The following is a 17862-nucleotide window of genomic DNA, read 5'->3' on the forward strand; positions in this document are numbered from 1 at the left end:
TTTTCCAATTTCTTCTGAAAAATCAACCTTTATTGACTTATAATAGTTAATAAAGTAAAATATTAAATGTACAAAATTATTAACTTTGTTTTTGTTTGTGTCAGGAGGAAAATAACATGGAATCAACGATACAACTAGAAAGAGAACAACAAAGAAAAAAGAAACATCCTCCCGGTTTATACTTGCTCTTCTTTACAGAAATGTGGGAAAGATTTAGTTACTACGGATTAAGAGGATTATTAACATTATATTTAACAACAGCTTTAGTAAGTGGTGGTCTTGGGTTTAGTCCCGCTTGGGCACTCTCTATTTACGGGTTTTATACTGGCGCTTGTTATTTCACGCCATTAATCGGTGGATACTTAACAGACCGTTTTCTAGGTAGACGAAAAGCCATCACAATTGGTGGTATCACAATGGCGCTCGGTAACCTTACACTATTCGCCTTGCAAAACCAAGTCGGTCTATACCTCGGATTAGCGCTTATTATTATCGGTAATGGATTCTTCAAACCAAATATCTCTACACTTGTTGGAGAATTATACGAAGAGAACGATCCAAAACGTGATAGTGCATTTACAATTTTCTATATGGGTATTAACGTCGGTTCATTTTTAGCTCCACTCGTTTGTGGATTTTTATCAGAAAATTTATTCAAAACAACAGTTGATGGCGTTGTACATTACGGATTCCGTTACGGTTTCTTAGCTGCTTCAATCGGAATGATTATTGGACAAATTTTATTTACAACACTATCTAATCGCTTCCTTGGTGATATCGGTAAAAAACCATCTCGCGATTTGCAAACGGCTGCTGGACAACAAACAGTAGGAGATACACCGTTAACAAAAAAAGAAAAACAACGTACCGCAGTTATCGTCATTTTAACATGCTTTGTTGTCTTCTTCTGGGCTGGCTTTGAACAAGCTGGTAGTTCGTTAACATTGTATACAAACAAATTTGTAGACCGCTCTGTCTTCGGATGGGAAGTTCCAACATCTTGGTTCCAATCGGTCAATCCGTTATTTATTATTTTACTTGCTCCAGTCATTTCAGCATTATGGGCAAAACTTGCAACTAGAAAAAATGGTGACATGAAAATCCCAACAAAAATGGGACTTGGTATGATCCTACTCGGTATCGGTTATATCATTCTCGTTATCGCTACATTAAAAACAGGTAGTGATGAACATAATATTACAGAAAAAGCAAACTTACTATTTATCGTCTTTACGTATCTTTTCCATACGTTAGGTGAGCTATTCTTATCACCTGTTGGACTATCAATGGTTAGCGCACTTGCTCCAGTAAAACTTGCTTCTTTATTAATGGGAGTATGGCTAGCAAGCTCAGGAATCGCCAACATTATAGGCGGACAACTTGCAAGCTTCACAACTTCACTTGGATATGCTGAAGTATTTACAGTAATCGGAGCTGCAGCGATTATTTTAGGTTTTGTTTTATTATTAATCTCTAAGAAATTAGTGAAATGGATGGATTAAAAAGATGAGGAATTTCTCCTCATCTTTTTTTATGCTTTCTCGCCCTTTTCTATTGCTTGTTCATACAGATCTTTGTGCTCTTTATATTCACTTGGCACGAAGTTTTTATAGAAAAATGACAGCCAGCTATCTCCTTTTTTATATCCTTCTTCTCGGATTTCTGCTGCCTTTTTATTTGATTTAAACCCTTCAGTAAACCATTTCTTTAATGTTCCATTCTTTTCATACTTAGCAGGAACTTTTAAGTCATAGTTTTCAAATGCATATGTATATCCAGCTTTTTCTGCCATTTTTTGGGCAGCCTTATATCCTTTTTCATACGCGGTTTCATATACTTTCACATATGTATCCTTTTCAATATTTCCAGGTTTCTTTTCAGTTAATTCTTTACCAGCCTTCTCACCAAGTTCCGCTTGTTCTTTTTCAATCTTTTCGGTTCTCTCTTTATTACCTAATTGGAAACCTTCCGCAAAGTTCACCTTAAACTCAGGATTAATTTGACTATCGTCCATTGTCTCTTGTGCTAACCCTTGCTCTTTACCTTTTCCAAAATGCGCTTTTTTCTGTTCTTCTAAAGACCATGCCGCAGCATACGCAATTGCAAATGATTGTTTATATGTATCAGATTTTCCAGTTAAATGCCCTTCCGCATTATTTTTCCCTGCTTTAAAATCAGCCTCTCCACTTTTTTGACCTTCAAGCTGCCCTTTTTCCATATCAGCTTGACGCTGGGCTTCCTCTTGCTTACGTGCCTCTTCTGCTTTTCTTTGCTCTTCGGCTACACGTTGTCTCTCTTCCTCTGCTTTACGTTGTTCTTCTGCAGCACGTTGTCTCTCTTCCTCTGCTTTACGCTGTGCTTCTGCAGCACGTTGTTTTTCAGCCTCAGCATTGCGCTGCGCTTCTGCTTGTCTTTCAGCTTCTACAGCACCATTATTATTTTGGCTAGGAGTTGGACTCGTTGCACCACTACTAGAAGCTGGTTTATTGTGATAATGATATTCCCCGTACTGCAATCCCCATTTTTCACAATTTGTACGACACGTATGTCCACCGTTAGCATCTGTACGCCCTGGATGTGCATAAGCAGAAATTGGTGCTATCAATAACGCTACACTTGTGGTTAAAAGAAGTTTTTTTACTTGCTGTTTCACTTTTGTCCCTCCCAAAATCTTGAATTCTAACTTTATTATACAAAAATAGAAAAATACTTAAATACCAACTAAAATATTCTTTCATTTCTAAACATTGGATAAAAAAGAAGGTTCACTCTTTAAAGAGTGAACCTTCTTTTTTATTTATTTCTTCGCCTTTGTTCCTACTAGATCACCCGTAATAACAAAACGCTTAGAATTATCCTTAACAGATACACATGTAATAAGTGTTATCTCATTTTTCCCATGATCCTCTACAACTTCCCACTTATCAGGAGTCACTTCAGACACACCGGTAACAGTATACTCATACTCATTTGCATTGTCATACAAATAAATTTTATCGTTCTTCTTTAAAGTTGATACGTCACTAAATAAAACACCTTTTTTTGACATATTATGCCCTGCAACCGCATAATTCCCCTGTCCCATTACTTGATTTTCTCTTACAGTTGCCGCACCTGATAATAAATTCTTTTCAGTCGACGCTTTTAACACAGGAAGTTCTAATGCGATGCTCGGAATTGAAATACGGCCGATTACTTGTTTTTTATCTAACGATGCACTCGCTACTTCTGCCAAGTCTGGTTGATTAATTTTTGAAGCATCTACAAATTTCGTGTCATGCTTTTCATATTCCATCTTTTGAACAGCTTGTACATTTGCTGTCTGTTTCTTCTCTGCCTTATATCCATCATAAAATGGCTTTCCGATTAATACACCACCTACAACAAATAGAAGAATTGCTACTATACTATAAATTCTTTGCTTATTCATATACAATTCCTTTCCGTTACAAAATCTTACTCTATATAAAATGATAAGACAATATTGCTATATGTACAAGTATAAGCTGAAAAAGAATCCTTCTTGCTAATTGCAAGAAGGGTTCTTTTCAAGCCAATTTATTTCTATATAGGGATACGTGGAAGACTGTCATTTGAATGAAGAAAATGGAAAATATAATATACAGCGGGTATCCAGGAAGATATTCATTAATAATAGGCGAAAGAGTTAAAAATCCAACTGCACAAGGTAACACATACCATAACGAAACAAAAGTTGTTCGACAAGCTTTCTCCGTAATCGCTTTTTCACGTTCATCTTCTAGTGGAAATAATAATGGATACATCCAAAAGGATAAATTCTTGTATTTTTTCTTTTGAATTCTATAAAAAATTGTAATTATGATGCCACCAATGAATAATAGCACAATTGGTATACCATTAAACCATATTTCAAATGGCACCCTCTCATTTTTAATTATATCTGCTAGCTCTGTAGTAGCACTATAAAGTTCAACAAATGTCCAGCATGCTAACGCAGTATAAAGTACATTTACGATATAAGAAAAACCAATTCTATTCATTCTCTTCCCCCTCCTTATTTAAAACAAACACATCTTCCATCTTTAACTCGAATACATCACAAATCATCAATGCTAGTAACAATGAAGGAACGTAATCTCCTTTTTCAATTGCCGCGATTGTTTGCCTCGTCACTCCAACCTTTTCTGCTAGTACACTTTGCGAAAAATTAAAGCGAGCTCTTAATTCTTTTACCTTATTGCAAATGGACAAATTTACCACCTCTTACCATCATTGTATGCTAACCTTAACAAAATGTAAACCCAACTTAACATTATTTTGACAAAAAAATCCAACTTTACGTATTGTAAAGTTGGATTTCGTTTTAGTTTAAAATTGTAACTTTAACACTTCTTCTGCCCCAATTATTAGCTGTAGCTGAATCCGGCATTAATAAATCAATTATATGACCTTTAATGGCACTACCAGTATCTCCAGCAATCGCTGTTCCATAATTTTCTACATACACAGTAGAACCTAATGGAATCACAGCTGGATCTACAGCAATTAGTTTCATGTTTGGATTTGCAGTCAAATTATGTCCTAACTTAGATTTTACAGTTTCACCCGGTTTATAGCCATTTTCAGATGGATCAGCTGTATAAGCAGTTGCTGTTACATAAAATTCTTTTCCACCTTGAGCTGGTTTTGGATCCGGCTTAGCTGGTGTTGTATCTTTAGCTACAGGCTCTGCCGGCTTAGCTGCCTGTTCTTCTTTTTGCTTAGCTGCTGCTGCCTTCGCTTTTGCTAACTCTTCTTGCTCAGCCTTTGCAGCTGCTTCAGCTTTTGCGCGCTCTTCTGCTGCAATTCTTGCTGCTTCTTGTTCACGAGCAATTGTTTCTTGTACTGCTTTCATATTTGCTTCAACTTTTGCTTTTTCTTCTGCTGCCAAATTAATTTGGTTTGCAATCGCATTATATTTAGCTTGAACCGTTTGTAAGTTATCTTGACGTTTTTTCAAGTTATCTTGCAAATCAGCTTGTGCTTTTGCTAATTTTTGCTTATCTACTACTAAAGATGCTTCTTTTTCGTCAATTGCTTTTTTATCTTCTTCAATTTGACGAAGATCTTGTTCTTGTAGACGTAAAATTTCTTTATCTGCATCTAAAATTGTAGATACCGCGTTCATACGTTGTATGAAATCAGCAAAGTTTTTTGATTCTACAACAACCTCTACTACTAAACTCGTATTTGAGCTATTTTGAACAGAAACCATACGTTTTTTCATAATATCCTTACGAGCAAGGACTTTATCTTCTAAAACGATAATATCTGCTTTTTTTTGTTCAATCTGCTTATGTGTTTCAACGATTTTTCGTTGAATAGCAGCTTGATCCTCTTTATTTTTTGCAATTGTATTATTTAAATTATGTAGTTCGTTTTCGATACCTTTAATTTCTTTACTAACAGCTTGCTTCTCTTGCTCTTTCTTCTGCATTTCTGCATCGTTTTGCTGCAATTGCTGTTGCATGTTGTTAAGTTTCTCGTCGTTTGACTCTGCTTTTACAGCGACTGTACTAGAAAGAACGATAATTCCTGCTAATACTAGACTACTGATTCGCTTAAAATAGTTCATAATCCGACTCCCTTCTTATACAGTTATACATGATTTATTTTACAGTTTGTTTACAAAACCATTAAATACAGTTTATTTTTCATGACAAAAAAAAGAGAATTATGAGTAAAATGTAATAGATTCTTAAATATTTAAAAATTACTATATTTAAAAATTACAAAATATGCTAAAATCCAAATATAGAAAAATTAAAAATCCTAAAGGCGGTTGAATTAAATAAAATGTTTACTCAAAAGAAATCACTCCAACATAAAATTGATCAACTAGAGACTCATATACATGAACTAGAAACAGAATTAAAACAAAAAGATGTGGAAAAACAAGAAATTATATCTTCTATCCATAATCGTGTAAAAAGCGTTATGCAAGAGCATGAACTTGTAAATAACCAACATCACACACTCCAAAACTTAATTCAACAATTGAACGCATGCTTTGAAAATGTTTCTATGCGTACTACACATTCCAACGAATTAAATGACGAAATGCTACAAAAAGAGCAAAACTTAATTCAATCTATTGAAGAAATTATCGATTGCTCTAACGAAGGAAAAGAATCCGTTCATCGCTTACTCATTGTAATTAATAAATTAGGCGAACAGTCTCAACGTACTTCTAATAGTATGAATCATTTAAGCGAACGCTCTAAAGAAATTGAACAAATTGTAGAAGTGATTCAAAACATTGCAGCACAAACAAATTTACTAGCGTTAAATGCAAGTATTGAAGCTGCACGTGCTGGAGAACACGGTAAAGGATTCGCTGTTGTTGCTAATGAAGTAAGAAAACTAGCAGAAAGCACAGCTGAAAGTACAAAAAACATCGGTAACTTAACGAAAAAAATTCAAGAAGAAATTGAAAAAGCATATGAAAATACAAAAGATAATTTACATTTAGTTGATGAAGGTGTAGAAATGAGCGCTGATACTAACGCTAGAATCGAAAATATTTTAATTATGATTCAAACATTACAAAGTGGCGCTACAAATGTTATTAAAGCTATCGAAAACCAAAAATCTTGTAACGATGATATATTAAGAGAATTTGCAAATACACAACAAATGTTCCAAAAGTTAAATACTACTATTATGAATCATATTAATGATGCTGAAAAAGTCGATGTCCAATTATCAAAAGTATTCAAGAAATAGTAGTTTCTCAGTGATGTGAAAAATCCTCTATGACATAATAGGGGATTTTTATTATATTTCGAATATTATTTTCTTCTCAATATTCGCTCTCTCTTTTGTTATAATAGAAAAGTTGTTTCTTTCGACTAATACACAAGGAGGATGTTATGGAACAATTTTATTACATTTTGAAATATTTAATTCTTGGTCTATTCCAAGGACTAACAGAACCAATTCCGATTTCTTCAAGCGGTCACCTCGTTTTAGCACAGCATTTGCTAGGACTAAAAATAGAAGGGTTTAGCTTTGAGCTACTTGTTAATTCAGCTTCATTATTAGCTGTATTACTTATTTATAGAAAAGACTTAATTCGTCTAACAAAGAATGGTCTATCTTATATATTTACAAGAGCAGAAGATGCAAAATCAGATTTCTTCTTTATTATTTACCTTGTTATTGCAACCATTCCAGCAGGTGTAATTGGAGTTTTATTTAAAGATTATATCGACCAATATTTAAAAGGTGTTAAAATGGTTGGGATTTCCCTTCTTATTACTGCTATCGGTCTTTGGATTATTCGAAACTTGCGTGGACGTAAAAATGATGGCGATCTTTCTATGAAAGATGCAATCATTATCGGTCTAGCACAAGCTTGCGCACTAATTCCTGGTATAAGCCGATCAGGTGCTACAATCGTAGCAGCAATGTTACTTGGTATGAAGCAAGAAACAGCTCTTCGCTTCTCATTCTTACTATACATTCCTGTTAGCTTAGGTGGTTTATTGTTAAGTATTACAGACATTGCAAACGATCCAAATTTAGATACATTATTTGTACCTTATATTGTTGCTTTCATCGCAACATTCATCATGACATATATTTCATTAAAATGGTTTATGAACATTATGGCAAAAGGAAATTTAAAATATTTCTCTTTCTACTGTATTATCGTAGGTATACTAACTATCATTTTCTTATAAAATGACCGTTAACACTTTTTAAAGTAAGCCATCCTATTCAAATAGGATGGCTTACTTTTTTTATATTTCAATTTCGAGTGCCCTTTGTTATTTACTTTGAATTTTCTGAATAGTATAATATAAATTATTCCCGTTACTTTTTCTTACTATAAAGAAAATAAAGTGAAACTTTATTTAGCCCTCACCAATCGAGATTTTACGAGGTAAAACTTCTCTATTCTATCCCATTTTTTACTACTATCGAAAAAGAGGTGTTCGTATGTTTATCGTTACTAAAATTATTCATATTAAATATGGCTATGAAAATGAACTATTTCATTCACTTAAACAGCATTCTCCATCATATGGAACACAAGGCTTTATTAACATAGAATTTTCACAGATGCATCGTATAAATAATAGAGCTGAATATATGGTTCGCATGCTATGGAAAACTCAACAAGATTATCACGAATGGCTTTCTCAAAGAAAGAATGATGAAACGTGGAAACACCAAATACAAAATTATATCCTTTCTTCAAAATCCAATGCTGCCTATATGCAATAAAAAACCTCTTACTGCCCCCGTACAGTAAGAGGTTTTTCCTTATGCATAAACTTTCTTTTCCTGACTATACAAGCGAATAACATGTGTATTTTTTTGAAATAAATCATGTGTTAAGCGAATAATAATAAAATTTCGTTTTGTATTATCATCATGAACAAAAATCTGTTCTCCCTCCTGAAAACGCCACGCGCTTTCAAAAGTTGTAATATGCCGAAAAAAGCTCATAATGTATATCATGTACCCTCTCTCAACTCATATCATCATAATATAACTATATTAAATTCAACATAACTTAACTTAACTTAACATAAGTATAATTTGTATTTTTTTCCATTTAGAAACATTTTAACTTTGTTACAAAATCATTTTAGCGCTATAATGATAGACGTATTTTCACTGAAAGGAGCTTCATTTTGACTGCATATTTATTTCCAATAAAAACAGCATTTATTTTATTTCCTATTTTAGCAATGTTTCTATTAATCCCTTTTTTAATATTTAATTATCGGAAATACGGTTATTTAAATAAATGGCGTTCATTTATTTTATATTCATTATTACTTTACTTATTAAATGCCTATTTTCTTGTGATTTTGCCATTACCACAAACGTATGATACTTGTAGCCTACAACCGGCTAATACACAGCACATGCAACTCTCGCCATTTTATTTCATACAAGAGATTAGTAATCATACCTCGGCAATTTTAACGAAGCCAGCTACCTACTTCTATTTATTAAAGGAATCTGCGTTTTTACAAGTCGCTTTTAACGTTCTACTAACCGTCCCATTTGGTATGTACTTACGTTATTATTTCCGACGTAGCTTCTTACAAACAGTGTGCATTTCTTTTTGCCTTTCACTGTTCTTTGAATTAACACAAGTAACTGGATTATATGGTATTTATAATTGTGCATATCGCTTATTTGATATTGATGACCTATTTTTAAACACATTAGGAGGCGTCATTGGCTTTATTATTGCACCAATATTTACGTATTTCCTTCCGAAAACAAGTGAATTGGATAGTCGTATTAATCTGGAAACAAAGCCAGTTGGTTTTGTACGTCGTTTGATTGCTATGCAAATTGATTGGATTTTCTTATCTATCGTTGTACCAGTCATTAAAAATAAAGGGAATTCTATATTTATTTCTAATATCCAATCTTACACAAATATATACGAACTCATTTTCATTACATGTTCGATCTTTATTTACTTTATTATCATTCCATACTTTACGAACGGAAAAACAATTGGGAAAGCATTACTTCGTATTTATGTTAAAGGAAAATCAGAGCGTATTACTATGAAGGAATTATTCATTCGTTACGGTATATTCTACTTTATTTTAGGTGGAATCAATTATATTCTTTCTAGTAGTTCTATTTTAAATGATACAGAGCCTTTAGTATTACTAGTTATACTGTTATTCCAATTCGTAATTAACGGTCTATTTATCATTCATGTTTTATTACATGTATTTAGCCGTGATAAGTTACTATTTTACGAGCACATTAGTCAAACAAGAAATGCGATTATACTAAAAAAAGCTGACAAGTAATACTTTGTCAGCTTTTTTTCATAATCGTAAATAACTTTTCTGTATAAGGGTTTAAAAACATTCCTGTTTCATCTAGTGACTTCCTCATTTTTAGAAACGAATGCAATTCTGGATATATGTTTTGTAAATTTTCGTATGTTAATGTATGCATTTTCCCCCAATGTGGACGACCTTCATATTTCAGAAAAATTTTCTCCACTTCACCAAAATAAGCGGCATACTTCATACCTTTATACATATGAACGGCGATATATGCCGAGTCTCTTCCATACGCTGGACTGAGCCATATATCATCACCTCTCACATACCGGCATTCAATCGGGAAGTGCACCTTATACCTTTTCTTTTCAATAAGATTTGAAATTTCTTCTACAGCAGCCCTCATATACTTTGAAGGGACACTATACTCCATTTCATAAAATGGAACCGTACGTGATGTAGCGAACACTTCATAGCTCGGGCCTATTATTTTTGTGTTTGGCACAGCCTTAGCTGATAATCGACTTACTGCTTTACTTATAGAAGGAAACCATTTACACCCTTTAGATAACAAAGAGAACATCCTATTTTCAAGTAACTCCACCTTTAGTTTATGCCATTTCAAATCACTTTCTTTACTCATTGTTTCATTTGTAAATTTCACTTGCACCTCATCTGAATAAGGAAAAACGAAAAATTCAAAATGACGATTCTTCTTATATTCTTCTAGCTTGTTCATTACAGTAGATAATGACTGCTTTTCACTTTCATAAACGAGCGAATACGCTGGGATAACTTTCAATTTTATCTTTACAATGATACCTAGCATTCCAAGCGACAACTGAAATGCTTTCCAATATTCAACGTTTTCGGTTTCTGAACAAACTATACTCTCACCTGTTGATAAAACTGCCGTAATCTCTATAACTTGTGTTGATAAACTCCCAAATGTAACACCCGTCCCATGAGTACCCGTACTAATCGCTCCAGCAATAGATTGTGAATCAATATCTCCTAAATTCTCTTGCGCATAACCTTTTTCCTCAAGTAACTTCCCTAAATCATATAACTTTGTTCCTGCCCATACTTCGGCAACCATCTTCTCTGTATCAATATTTACAATGCCCTTCAATTCATCTAAAGAAACTAAAATTTCTTCCGTTTGCACGAGAGGTGTAAAAGAGTGCCCTGAACCGACAACACGAATTTTCTTTCCCTTTTTTCGTGCAAGCCCTACAACTTCTACTACATCTTGTATACTTTCTGGATACATCGTATAATGCGGCGTTCCTTCTACATTCCCTGTCCAATTTCTCCATTTTTGTCCCTTTATAGAAAGCATTGGCCATCCCCCCGATATGTTAAATACTCTCCAGCAATCTCTCCTTTTTTAACGCGATACAAAACAGGAAAGCGTTCACATAACTCTCCAGCTTTACTATGGCGAAACAAGATAGAATCTCCTATATCCACTCGTTCCTCACCGTTATAAAAAATTGGCGTTTGCACTTCACCAGCACCTTCTAACGCTAATAGTCTTGCACCACCCGGCCTCCAAATCTCAGGCTCTTTATCTTTACCAACTGAGCCTGAAGCAATATATCCACCACCGAGGCAAGTATAAATAAACGGTGCTGGTTTACGCACAACAGGTAAAGCAAATCCGACAGCTGGCTGAAATTGTACTTCTTTATAATAATCAAATAGTTTCGGGGAATAAAAAGCAGAACCTATTGTAATCTCTGAAACTGAGTTATCTTGCTCAGTTGTTTTTATACTTCCTGTTCCTCCCCCATTTACAAATCTTAGTTTAATACCTAGGTTTTGTATTTCTTTTACGATACGTCCTCTTCTTTCTTTAACCTCTAATACTGATTTCTTCTTTAAATACGAAACCACTTTACTTTTCATCCATTGATTAGGTATATGATCTCCCACCCCAGCAATTTGAGCCTCATATCCCATTACACCATCTAGTATTAAATATGATGAGCCCTTCACCTTTCCTACTATTTTCAAAGCACTCTGCACATCTTTTACCGGTGATCTGTTTACCCCAAAATGAAATTGAAAAAAACGACTACTCATATCAATATCCAAACAAACACGAAAACACCCTTTAGACTTCTCAGCAATTTTTTCTAAATAAACAATATGGTCTTCACAATCCACCATACAAGTTATAATGAACCCTTGCTTTGTTAGCAAACTAATTTCATATAAAGCTCTTTCATCATAAGCAGGATATCCGAGCAATAAATCATTGAATCCTTGTTCAATTAAAAACAAAGCCTCTCTAGGGGAAAAACACATAATACCTTGAAATCGATCATTTGCCGCTAAAATCTTTTTCATAATTGGAACAGAGCGTAATGATTTACTCGCTATACGAATCTTCTTATCTCCACTTAACTCTATAATCGATTGAATATTTCTCTCTAAAGCCAGTTCATCTAAAAATGCACACGGTAATGGAACTTCCTTAAAAATTCCTCTATCCACATTTTTCTCTCCTCTTCTATATATGTCTTATACATATTGGAAAGAAAGTTTAAATTTCCTCTACAAAATAAAAAAGTTTCTTCCTATTTAAGAAGAAACTTTTTAGGACTATTTCATAGAAATAGTTGACTCTACTGGATAATGATCAGAATAATCATCATACGTATATTTTTTGAACCATGATGTAACAGTCCATTGTGGAGATTTCGGCTGTAACACTTTATTTTCTATATGCGATGGGTTCGCATGATCTTTACTTGCAATAATATAATCTAAATACTCGGCAGGGCTATCGGGGAAATTATATTTCGCAATACTGTTTGTCATCGCATCCCAAGTCGCTGTATGTCCAGTATAAGATGGAATAGAAGCGTGTAATGTTTTAAACATAGATGCATACTCTGAATCACTATTATTCTCAGCGTTTATTTTATTTACGTTCATATCTCCACCAATTAACACATACTCGTTATTTGGTATATTTTTATTTTTAATAAACTCTTGAATTTCTTGTAGCTGTTTTGTACGTACAGATGCTGGCGAAGTGTTTCCACACATACTATCTTCAGCTTGTAAATGAGTCCCAATCACATGTACAAAACGATCATTTTTCTTAATTTTTGTGTATACAAATCCTTTATTTGATAAGTTATCTGGTCCACAGCCTTTTTCGAATACATATTGAATCTTTTCAACAATTGGCCATTTACTCACAATCGCTACACCTCCATCTTCAGGAGTCGAAGATGAATAGTTTCCTAACGTCTTATCCCACTCGCTTCCACTACTACGACCTAATACTGCCGTTTGATTTGGATATTCTTTCTTCAAATTTCCTAATAAGCGATTTGAAGCACTATTATCAAACACTTCATTTAATATAACAACATCTTGATTCTTTATATAATCTGCCGCTCCAATTAAATCAGTACGCTGACTTTGTCCCCAGTTGGGATATAGGTTTGTTGATAGCATGTACACATTATGCGTCATAACTTTTAACGTATCATTTTGATTTGTGGACATTTCTGCTTGAACGGAAGATCCGCTATATAAAGCTGCTAGACTCATTCCAAAGCTAAGTACAACTTTTAACAATTTACTTTTCACGAGTCATACCCCCATGTATTGTATAGTGATAAAAAGGCCAAATTCTCTATTCTGAGATTTGACCTTTCCCCAATACTTAACGATTGCCGTACGTATCAAACCAAAGCTGAATATATCCAGCTGTTACACGTTGCGCTTCCGTTAATCGCTTACCAGTCATTGGTGTAACTTCAGCACGCCATTTGTCCGCATAACTTTGTGATACAGCAGCTTTTACAAACCAACTTTTCGTATTACTATTTACAATGCCAGGGTAATCTTGTTTCGCAGCCACTGCCGCCCCATGAATCCAATCTTCAGGGTTCGTACCTTTCCAGTTCCAATATCCATTTCCGTCCGTTACTTTGTAATTATCTTTAATTGTATCTACAAAGTTTTCATATTTAGAATGGAATCCTTGTGGATAAGAAATATTCGTAAAGTTTGCTGCATGCATCGGTTGATTTACATCTCCTAAATAATGAAGAGATAACCCTAAATAGAAGAATGCTTGTTTCATATCTTTATTTTTATAAGATTCACCAGCTAATTTAAAATACTTAGCTCCAGTTTCCTTCGCTTGCTTTGCAAGTGGAATGTATGTACTTCCATCGTCTGGATCATAGAAATGCGACGCAAATGTACTATTGTCATAATAAGGATTTTCATAATCAGCAGAATAAATACCATTTTCTAAATCTGTGCGCCATTCATTTAATAGTGCAACTTGATCTTGTTTTACAATTGTCGTATTACGGGACATAATATCAATTGCACGATTCACGATCCATAAATGAGAATTTACACCTTCTGAGTGTTTATCTTCAGCGGACCAATATTGAATAATCTGTACTCTATTCCCTCCATCATTTTCATGTGCAAAAGCTACATTTTGTAACGGAGCTGCTAACGTAATAGCTGCTGCTAAAGCAAGCACTTTCTTTTTCATATGAAATCCTCCATTTTATAGTTGAGTTATTGTAAACATTTTGTTTGGATCCTACGATGTCTTTCGGTTAACCTATGATTAGAATATCCCACCTTCCACCGAATTTCTATTATTTAATTGAAATATGCAAATGTTCATATCACTATAACTTTATACATAGTGAACGTAATGAATGAATGCACTTACATTGTAATAAAATATTGTTAAGCTACTGCAAATACTTGTCTAAACTAATGTAAAAAAAGAGTAAAGCGATTAACCGCTTTACTCTTTTTTTCTTTTCGATAATATATTTGGCAGTTGCACATTAACTGCCAATTTGTGAATAAATCCAAACACTAATCCAATCCCAATAAATATGTATAAGATTGTAAATACCTTTCCGAAATCAGTTTGCGGACTAAAATTCCCATCACCGACAGTCGTCAACGTGACCACACTAAAATATAAAGCGTCAAGAGGACGTAATCCTTCAACTGTACTATAAAAAATCGTACCAGATGTTAATGTTAAAAATGTTAATACAAATAATACTTGAAATTCTTTATCTTTCCACGCTCGTAAACAAGCTTTTAGCATTCGTTTCAATGTCAACATAAATGAAAGCATTAGACTTCCCCTTCCAAACAAAATACCTGTAGTTAAAGGAAAGTCTATCACCTTTCTGTATAGAAAAAAAGTAGCCCTCTTCTATTTCTAGAAAAGAGCTACTTTTTACTATTCTCTATTATTTAGGTGAAACAAGAATTTTCACTTGTGTTTTATCTTTTACAAGTGCTTCAAATCCTTCTTCAACAACTTGATCCACTGTGATTTTTTTCGTAATTAATTTCTCTGCTTGAATTTGGCCAGAGCTAATTAATTTAATAACAGCTGGGAAGATATGACGGTATCCAAGAATACCGATAACTTCTTTTTCTTTTAGTACAAGGTTGTTTGGCGTAATTGTCGCATCTTTTTCCCACACACTAACAATTACAGTTTGTCCTTCAAAGCTTGTACTTTCAATCGCTTGACGAAGTACTACTTCGACACCTGTTACTTCAAAGCTCACATTTACACCTAAACCATTTGTTAAGTTACGAATTTCTGCTAGTACATCTTGAGTAGCTGGATTTAATACATAATCCGCACCTGCTAATTTTGCTAACTCTTGACGTTCTTTAGAAAGTTCTACTGCAATCACAGGAGTTGCTCCTGCTGCTTTAGCTGCTTGAATGACAAGAAGTCCAATTGGACCACAACCAAATACTGCTACAGCTTCCCCTTCTTTTAATTTACTTTGACGTACTGCATGAACTGCTACCGCTGCTGGTTCTACAAGTGCACCTTGTTCATACGTCATTTCATCAGGAATATGGTGGACCATATCTTCTGGTACTACTGTATATTCAGAGAAACCGCCGCCGTCTCCGCCAAGACCGTGGAAAACAAGTTGTTCACAAACATTGTAATGTCCGTGTTTACAAGCTTCACATTTACCACAAGAATAAATTGGTTCTACAACGACGCGATCTCCCACTTTATGAGAAGTAACGCCTTCACCGATTTCAACTACCTCACCACTAAATTCATGACCTAAAATAACCGGTGCTTTTACGTGTGTTAATGGGTGCTCTTCTGTTGGAATAAAAATAGGTCCTGCTAAATATTCATGCAAGTCTGTTCCGCAGATACCACACCATTTAACTTTAATCTTAACTGCTCCTGGTCTTACAGTTGGTTCTGGTACTTCTTCTACTCGTACATCACGTTGATTATGCCAAAGTAGTGCTTTCATTTTATACATCCCTCTCTACGTATATACTTAACCTGGTGAAGTTTACAAATCTATTATAATACTTCTATCCATATATTTCAAAAAAACAATCTCATTTCCACTAAATTTTAACAAATAGCGTTCAATATTTTGTCACTTTGTACTTTTTTCCACATCTGTTAATGCTAATTTCATTGCGGTTGAAATTAGCATTATGCCATAATAGCAGAGGAGAGGTGAATATCGCTTGAAATATTTTATTTACTTTATTGTTATCGTAGCGTTTCTAGATACATTTTCACAATTACCTATTATGAGTACGTTCGCTCAAAGTCTTGGAGGATCTCCTCTTATTATTGGGCTAGTTGTCGGTATGTACTCATTCGCTAATATGATCGGTAATATTATTGCTGGCGCTGCTGTCGATAAATTTGGTGCAAAAAAAATACTTTATATAAGCATGGGACTTACGAGTTTCATAGTCTTGTTATACACCGTTGTTCAAAGTGGTGAACAACTATTAGTTGTGCGCTTTATGCACGGCTTTAGTGACGGCTTTTTAATTCCTGCTGCCTTTACGTTTTTATCAAAACAAACAAATTCAGCAAGACAAGGTAAGGCAATGGCTCTATCTGGTGCTGCTGTTGGAACAGCGGCAATTGTAGGACCGGCTTTCAGTGGAATTATGAAAGCAACTGCTGGTATAGAGTGGGTGTTCATTACCATTTCTATTTTAATGGTCCTTGGTACAATCGTATCTCTATTCTTCTTACCAAATAACGTATCAAGAAAAGATACATCAAGAACTCAAATGATGAACAAAGAAGATATGATTGAACTATTGAAATCAGAACCGTTATTACAAGCATATATTGGTGCTTTCACACTAATGTTTTCACAAGGAATTGTCACTTATATGTTACCAGTAAAAGTTGAGGCGTTAGCACTTAAAGCATCTACAACAGGCATGATGTTAAGTGTATTTGGAATTACCGCTATCCTCTTCTTCTTACTGCCAACAAATCGCATTTACGATCGATTTAATCGTTCAAAACTCATGCTAATTGGTATTGCAGTAATGGCATTCGCGTTATCTTTACTTGGATTATTCGCAACAAAAGGTATGCTCTTTATCGTTATGATGATTTATGGCATTGGATTCGCTATCCTTTTCCCATCGATAAATGCATTACTTGTTGAAAATACGACAGATGATAAGCGCGGAAAAGCATTCGGATTGTTTTATGCTTTCTTCTCATTAGGAGTTGTTGCTGGATCCTTTACAGTTGGTGCAATCGGGGCATCCCCTAGCGTCAGCTTCGTTATCGGAACTGTATTCTTATTAACATTCGCTGGAATGATTTATGTAAGAAGCAAAATAAAAAGCAAAGTAAAAAAGACAATGATGGGTTAATACCATCATTGTCTTTTTTTTAAATGCATATTGATATACCCCGTAATATAATGGCAGCGTTGGAATAATACCAATTAATTTGAATATAAAAGGTAACGGGGCATTCTTCTCTTCATATAAACGTAAAACAAAAACGGCACTCCAAGTCCAAATAACGCTAAATACGAAGATGCATTTCCACACGAGTGGGATTAATATCTCTACATCAAAGACAAAACCAAATAGCCCAATCCACGTAATTATAGTCAATACAAAATCAAACTTTTGAATTGGCGTTTGATACATACCTCTTACTAGCGAAGTAATAGTTAATATCGCTACAATGACTAAATAAACTTTCCACAACATAATG

17 protein-coding genes and 2 pseudogenes are annotated in these 17862 nt (G+C 34.3%); 6 read left to right on the plus strand and 13 right to left on the minus strand.

What is annotated here, in order from left to right; translation table 11 throughout:
- Nucleotides 1-116: 116 nt before the first annotated feature.
- Entirely contained in the window at nucleotides 117-1502 is a 1386-nt protein-coding gene (locus Q3V31_RS24595; protein ID WP_000446268.1) for a peptide MFS transporter, read from the plus strand.
- 29 nt (nucleotides 1503-1531) lie between these two features.
- Here the strand turns inward: Q3V31_RS24595 and Q3V31_RS24600 are convergent, their stop codons facing one another.
- The 5 genes from Q3V31_RS24600 to Q3V31_RS24620 form a co-directional block, all read right to left on the minus strand.
- Entirely contained in the window at nucleotides 1532-2653 is a 1122-nt protein-coding gene (locus Q3V31_RS24600) for a YHYH domain-containing protein (protein ID WP_016128701.1), read from the minus strand.
- A 144-nt stretch (nucleotides 2654-2797) separates the two neighbouring features.
- The gene (locus Q3V31_RS24605) at nucleotides 2798-3430 is read right to left on the minus strand and encodes a class A sortase (protein WP_016128700.1); all 633 of its coding nucleotides are present in this window, start codon (nucleotides 3428-3430) and stop codon (nucleotides 2798-2800) included.
- A 118-nt stretch (nucleotides 3431-3548) separates the two neighbouring features.
- On the minus strand, nucleotides 3549-4022 hold the full coding sequence (locus tag Q3V31_RS24610) for a DUF2178 domain-containing protein (RefSeq protein WP_001079698.1): 474 nt from the start codon (nucleotides 4020-4022) through the stop codon (nucleotides 3549-3551).
- Nucleotides 4015-4233: a helix-turn-helix transcriptional regulator gene (locus Q3V31_RS24615; RefSeq protein ID WP_000020515.1), complete on the minus strand. Its 219-nt coding sequence runs from the start codon at nucleotides 4231-4233 to the stop codon at nucleotides 4015-4017. The genes Q3V31_RS24610 and Q3V31_RS24615 overlap by 8 nt, the downstream gene beginning before the upstream one ends.
- 112 nt (nucleotides 4234-4345) lie before the next feature.
- Nucleotides 4346-5596, minus strand: a complete 1251-nt coding sequence (locus tag Q3V31_RS24620; RefSeq protein ID WP_016128699.1) for a 3D domain-containing protein — start codon at nucleotides 5594-5596, stop codon at nucleotides 4346-4348.
- A 647-nt stretch (nucleotides 5597-6243) separates the two neighbouring features.
- Here Q3V31_RS24620 and Q3V31_RS31010 point away from each other — a divergent pair.
- From Q3V31_RS31010 to Q3V31_RS24635, 3 genes and pseudogenes are all read left to right on the plus strand, one after another.
- Nucleotides 6244-6747 (plus strand): annotated as a pseudogene (locus tag Q3V31_RS31010) (methyl-accepting chemotaxis protein); the annotation flags it as partial.
- Between the two features lie 146 nt (nucleotides 6748-6893).
- Entirely contained in the window at nucleotides 6894-7706 is an 813-nt protein-coding gene (locus Q3V31_RS24630) for an undecaprenyl-diphosphate phosphatase (RefSeq protein WP_016128697.1), read from the plus strand.
- Between the two features lie 259 nt (nucleotides 7707-7965).
- Nucleotides 7966-8253 carry an antibiotic biosynthesis monooxygenase family protein gene (locus Q3V31_RS24635; RefSeq protein WP_016128696.1) on the plus strand — a complete coding sequence of 96 codons (288 nt, stop codon included), beginning with the start codon at nucleotides 7966-7968 and terminating at the stop codon, nucleotides 8251-8253.
- Nucleotides 8254-8292: 39 nt separating this feature from the next.
- Here the strand turns inward: Q3V31_RS24635 and Q3V31_RS24640 are convergent, their stop codons facing one another.
- Entirely contained in the window at nucleotides 8293-8490 is a 198-nt protein-coding gene (locus tag Q3V31_RS24640) for a hypothetical protein (protein WP_016128695.1), read from the minus strand.
- A gap of 176 nt (nucleotides 8491-8666) precedes the next feature.
- Between Q3V31_RS24640 and Q3V31_RS24645 the strand changes: the two genes are divergently transcribed.
- Nucleotides 8667-9818, plus strand: a complete 1152-nt coding sequence (locus Q3V31_RS24645; protein WP_016128694.1) for a VanZ family protein — start codon at nucleotides 8667-8669, stop codon at nucleotides 9816-9818.
- 7 nt (nucleotides 9819-9825) lie between these two features.
- Here the strand turns inward: Q3V31_RS24645 and Q3V31_RS24650 are convergent, their stop codons facing one another.
- The 6 genes from Q3V31_RS24650 to bdhA form a co-directional block, all read right to left on the minus strand.
- Nucleotides 9826-11139 (minus strand): D-arabinono-1,4-lactone oxidase, encoded by a 1314-nt coding sequence (locus Q3V31_RS24650; protein WP_016128693.1) that lies wholly within the window; start codon nucleotides 11137-11139, stop codon nucleotides 9826-9828.
- Complete coding sequence (locus Q3V31_RS24655) at nucleotides 11127-12299, minus strand: amino acid deaminase/aldolase (protein ID WP_000373733.1); 1173 nt, start codon at nucleotides 12297-12299, stop codon at nucleotides 11127-11129. Before Q3V31_RS24655 ends, Q3V31_RS24650 begins: the two co-directional genes overlap by 13 nt.
- Nucleotides 12300-12407: 108 nt before the next feature.
- Nucleotides 12408-13409: a sphingomyelinase C gene (gene sph, locus Q3V31_RS24660; protein ID WP_016128692.1), complete on the minus strand. Its 1002-nt coding sequence runs from the start codon at nucleotides 13407-13409 to the stop codon at nucleotides 12408-12410.
- Between the two features lie 76 nt (nucleotides 13410-13485).
- Entirely contained in the window at nucleotides 13486-14337 is an 852-nt protein-coding gene (gene cerA / locus Q3V31_RS24665; RefSeq protein ID WP_000730988.1) for a phospholipase CerA, read from the minus strand.
- A 264-nt stretch (nucleotides 14338-14601) separates the two neighbouring features.
- Nucleotides 14602-14946, minus strand: a complete 345-nt coding sequence (locus tag Q3V31_RS24670; protein ID WP_000948237.1) for a potassium channel family protein — start codon at nucleotides 14944-14946, stop codon at nucleotides 14602-14604.
- Between the two features lie 118 nt (nucleotides 14947-15064).
- Nucleotides 15065-16117 carry a (R,R)-butanediol dehydrogenase gene (gene bdhA / locus Q3V31_RS24675; RefSeq protein ID WP_000645832.1) on the minus strand — a complete coding sequence of 351 codons (1053 nt, stop codon included), beginning with the start codon at nucleotides 16115-16117 and terminating at the stop codon, nucleotides 15065-15067.
- 226 nt (nucleotides 16118-16343) lie between these two features.
- Between bdhA and Q3V31_RS24680 the strand changes: the two genes are divergently transcribed.
- Nucleotides 16344-17510, plus strand: coding sequence for an MFS transporter (locus Q3V31_RS24680; protein WP_016128691.1), 1167 nt, complete (start codon nucleotides 16344-16346; stop codon nucleotides 17508-17510).
- 21 nt (nucleotides 17511-17531) lie between these two features.
- Here the strand turns inward: Q3V31_RS24680 and Q3V31_RS24685 are convergent.
- A pseudogene (locus Q3V31_RS24685) lies at nucleotides 17532-17858 on the minus strand (hypothetical protein); the annotation flags it as partial.
- Nucleotides 17859-17862 lie beyond the last annotated feature (4 nt).

The organism is Bacillus nitratireducens (genome assembly GCF_036320425.1).
GTDB classification, from domain to species: domain Bacteria; phylum Bacillota; class Bacilli; order Bacillales; family Bacillaceae_G; genus Bacillus_A; species Bacillus_A nitratireducens.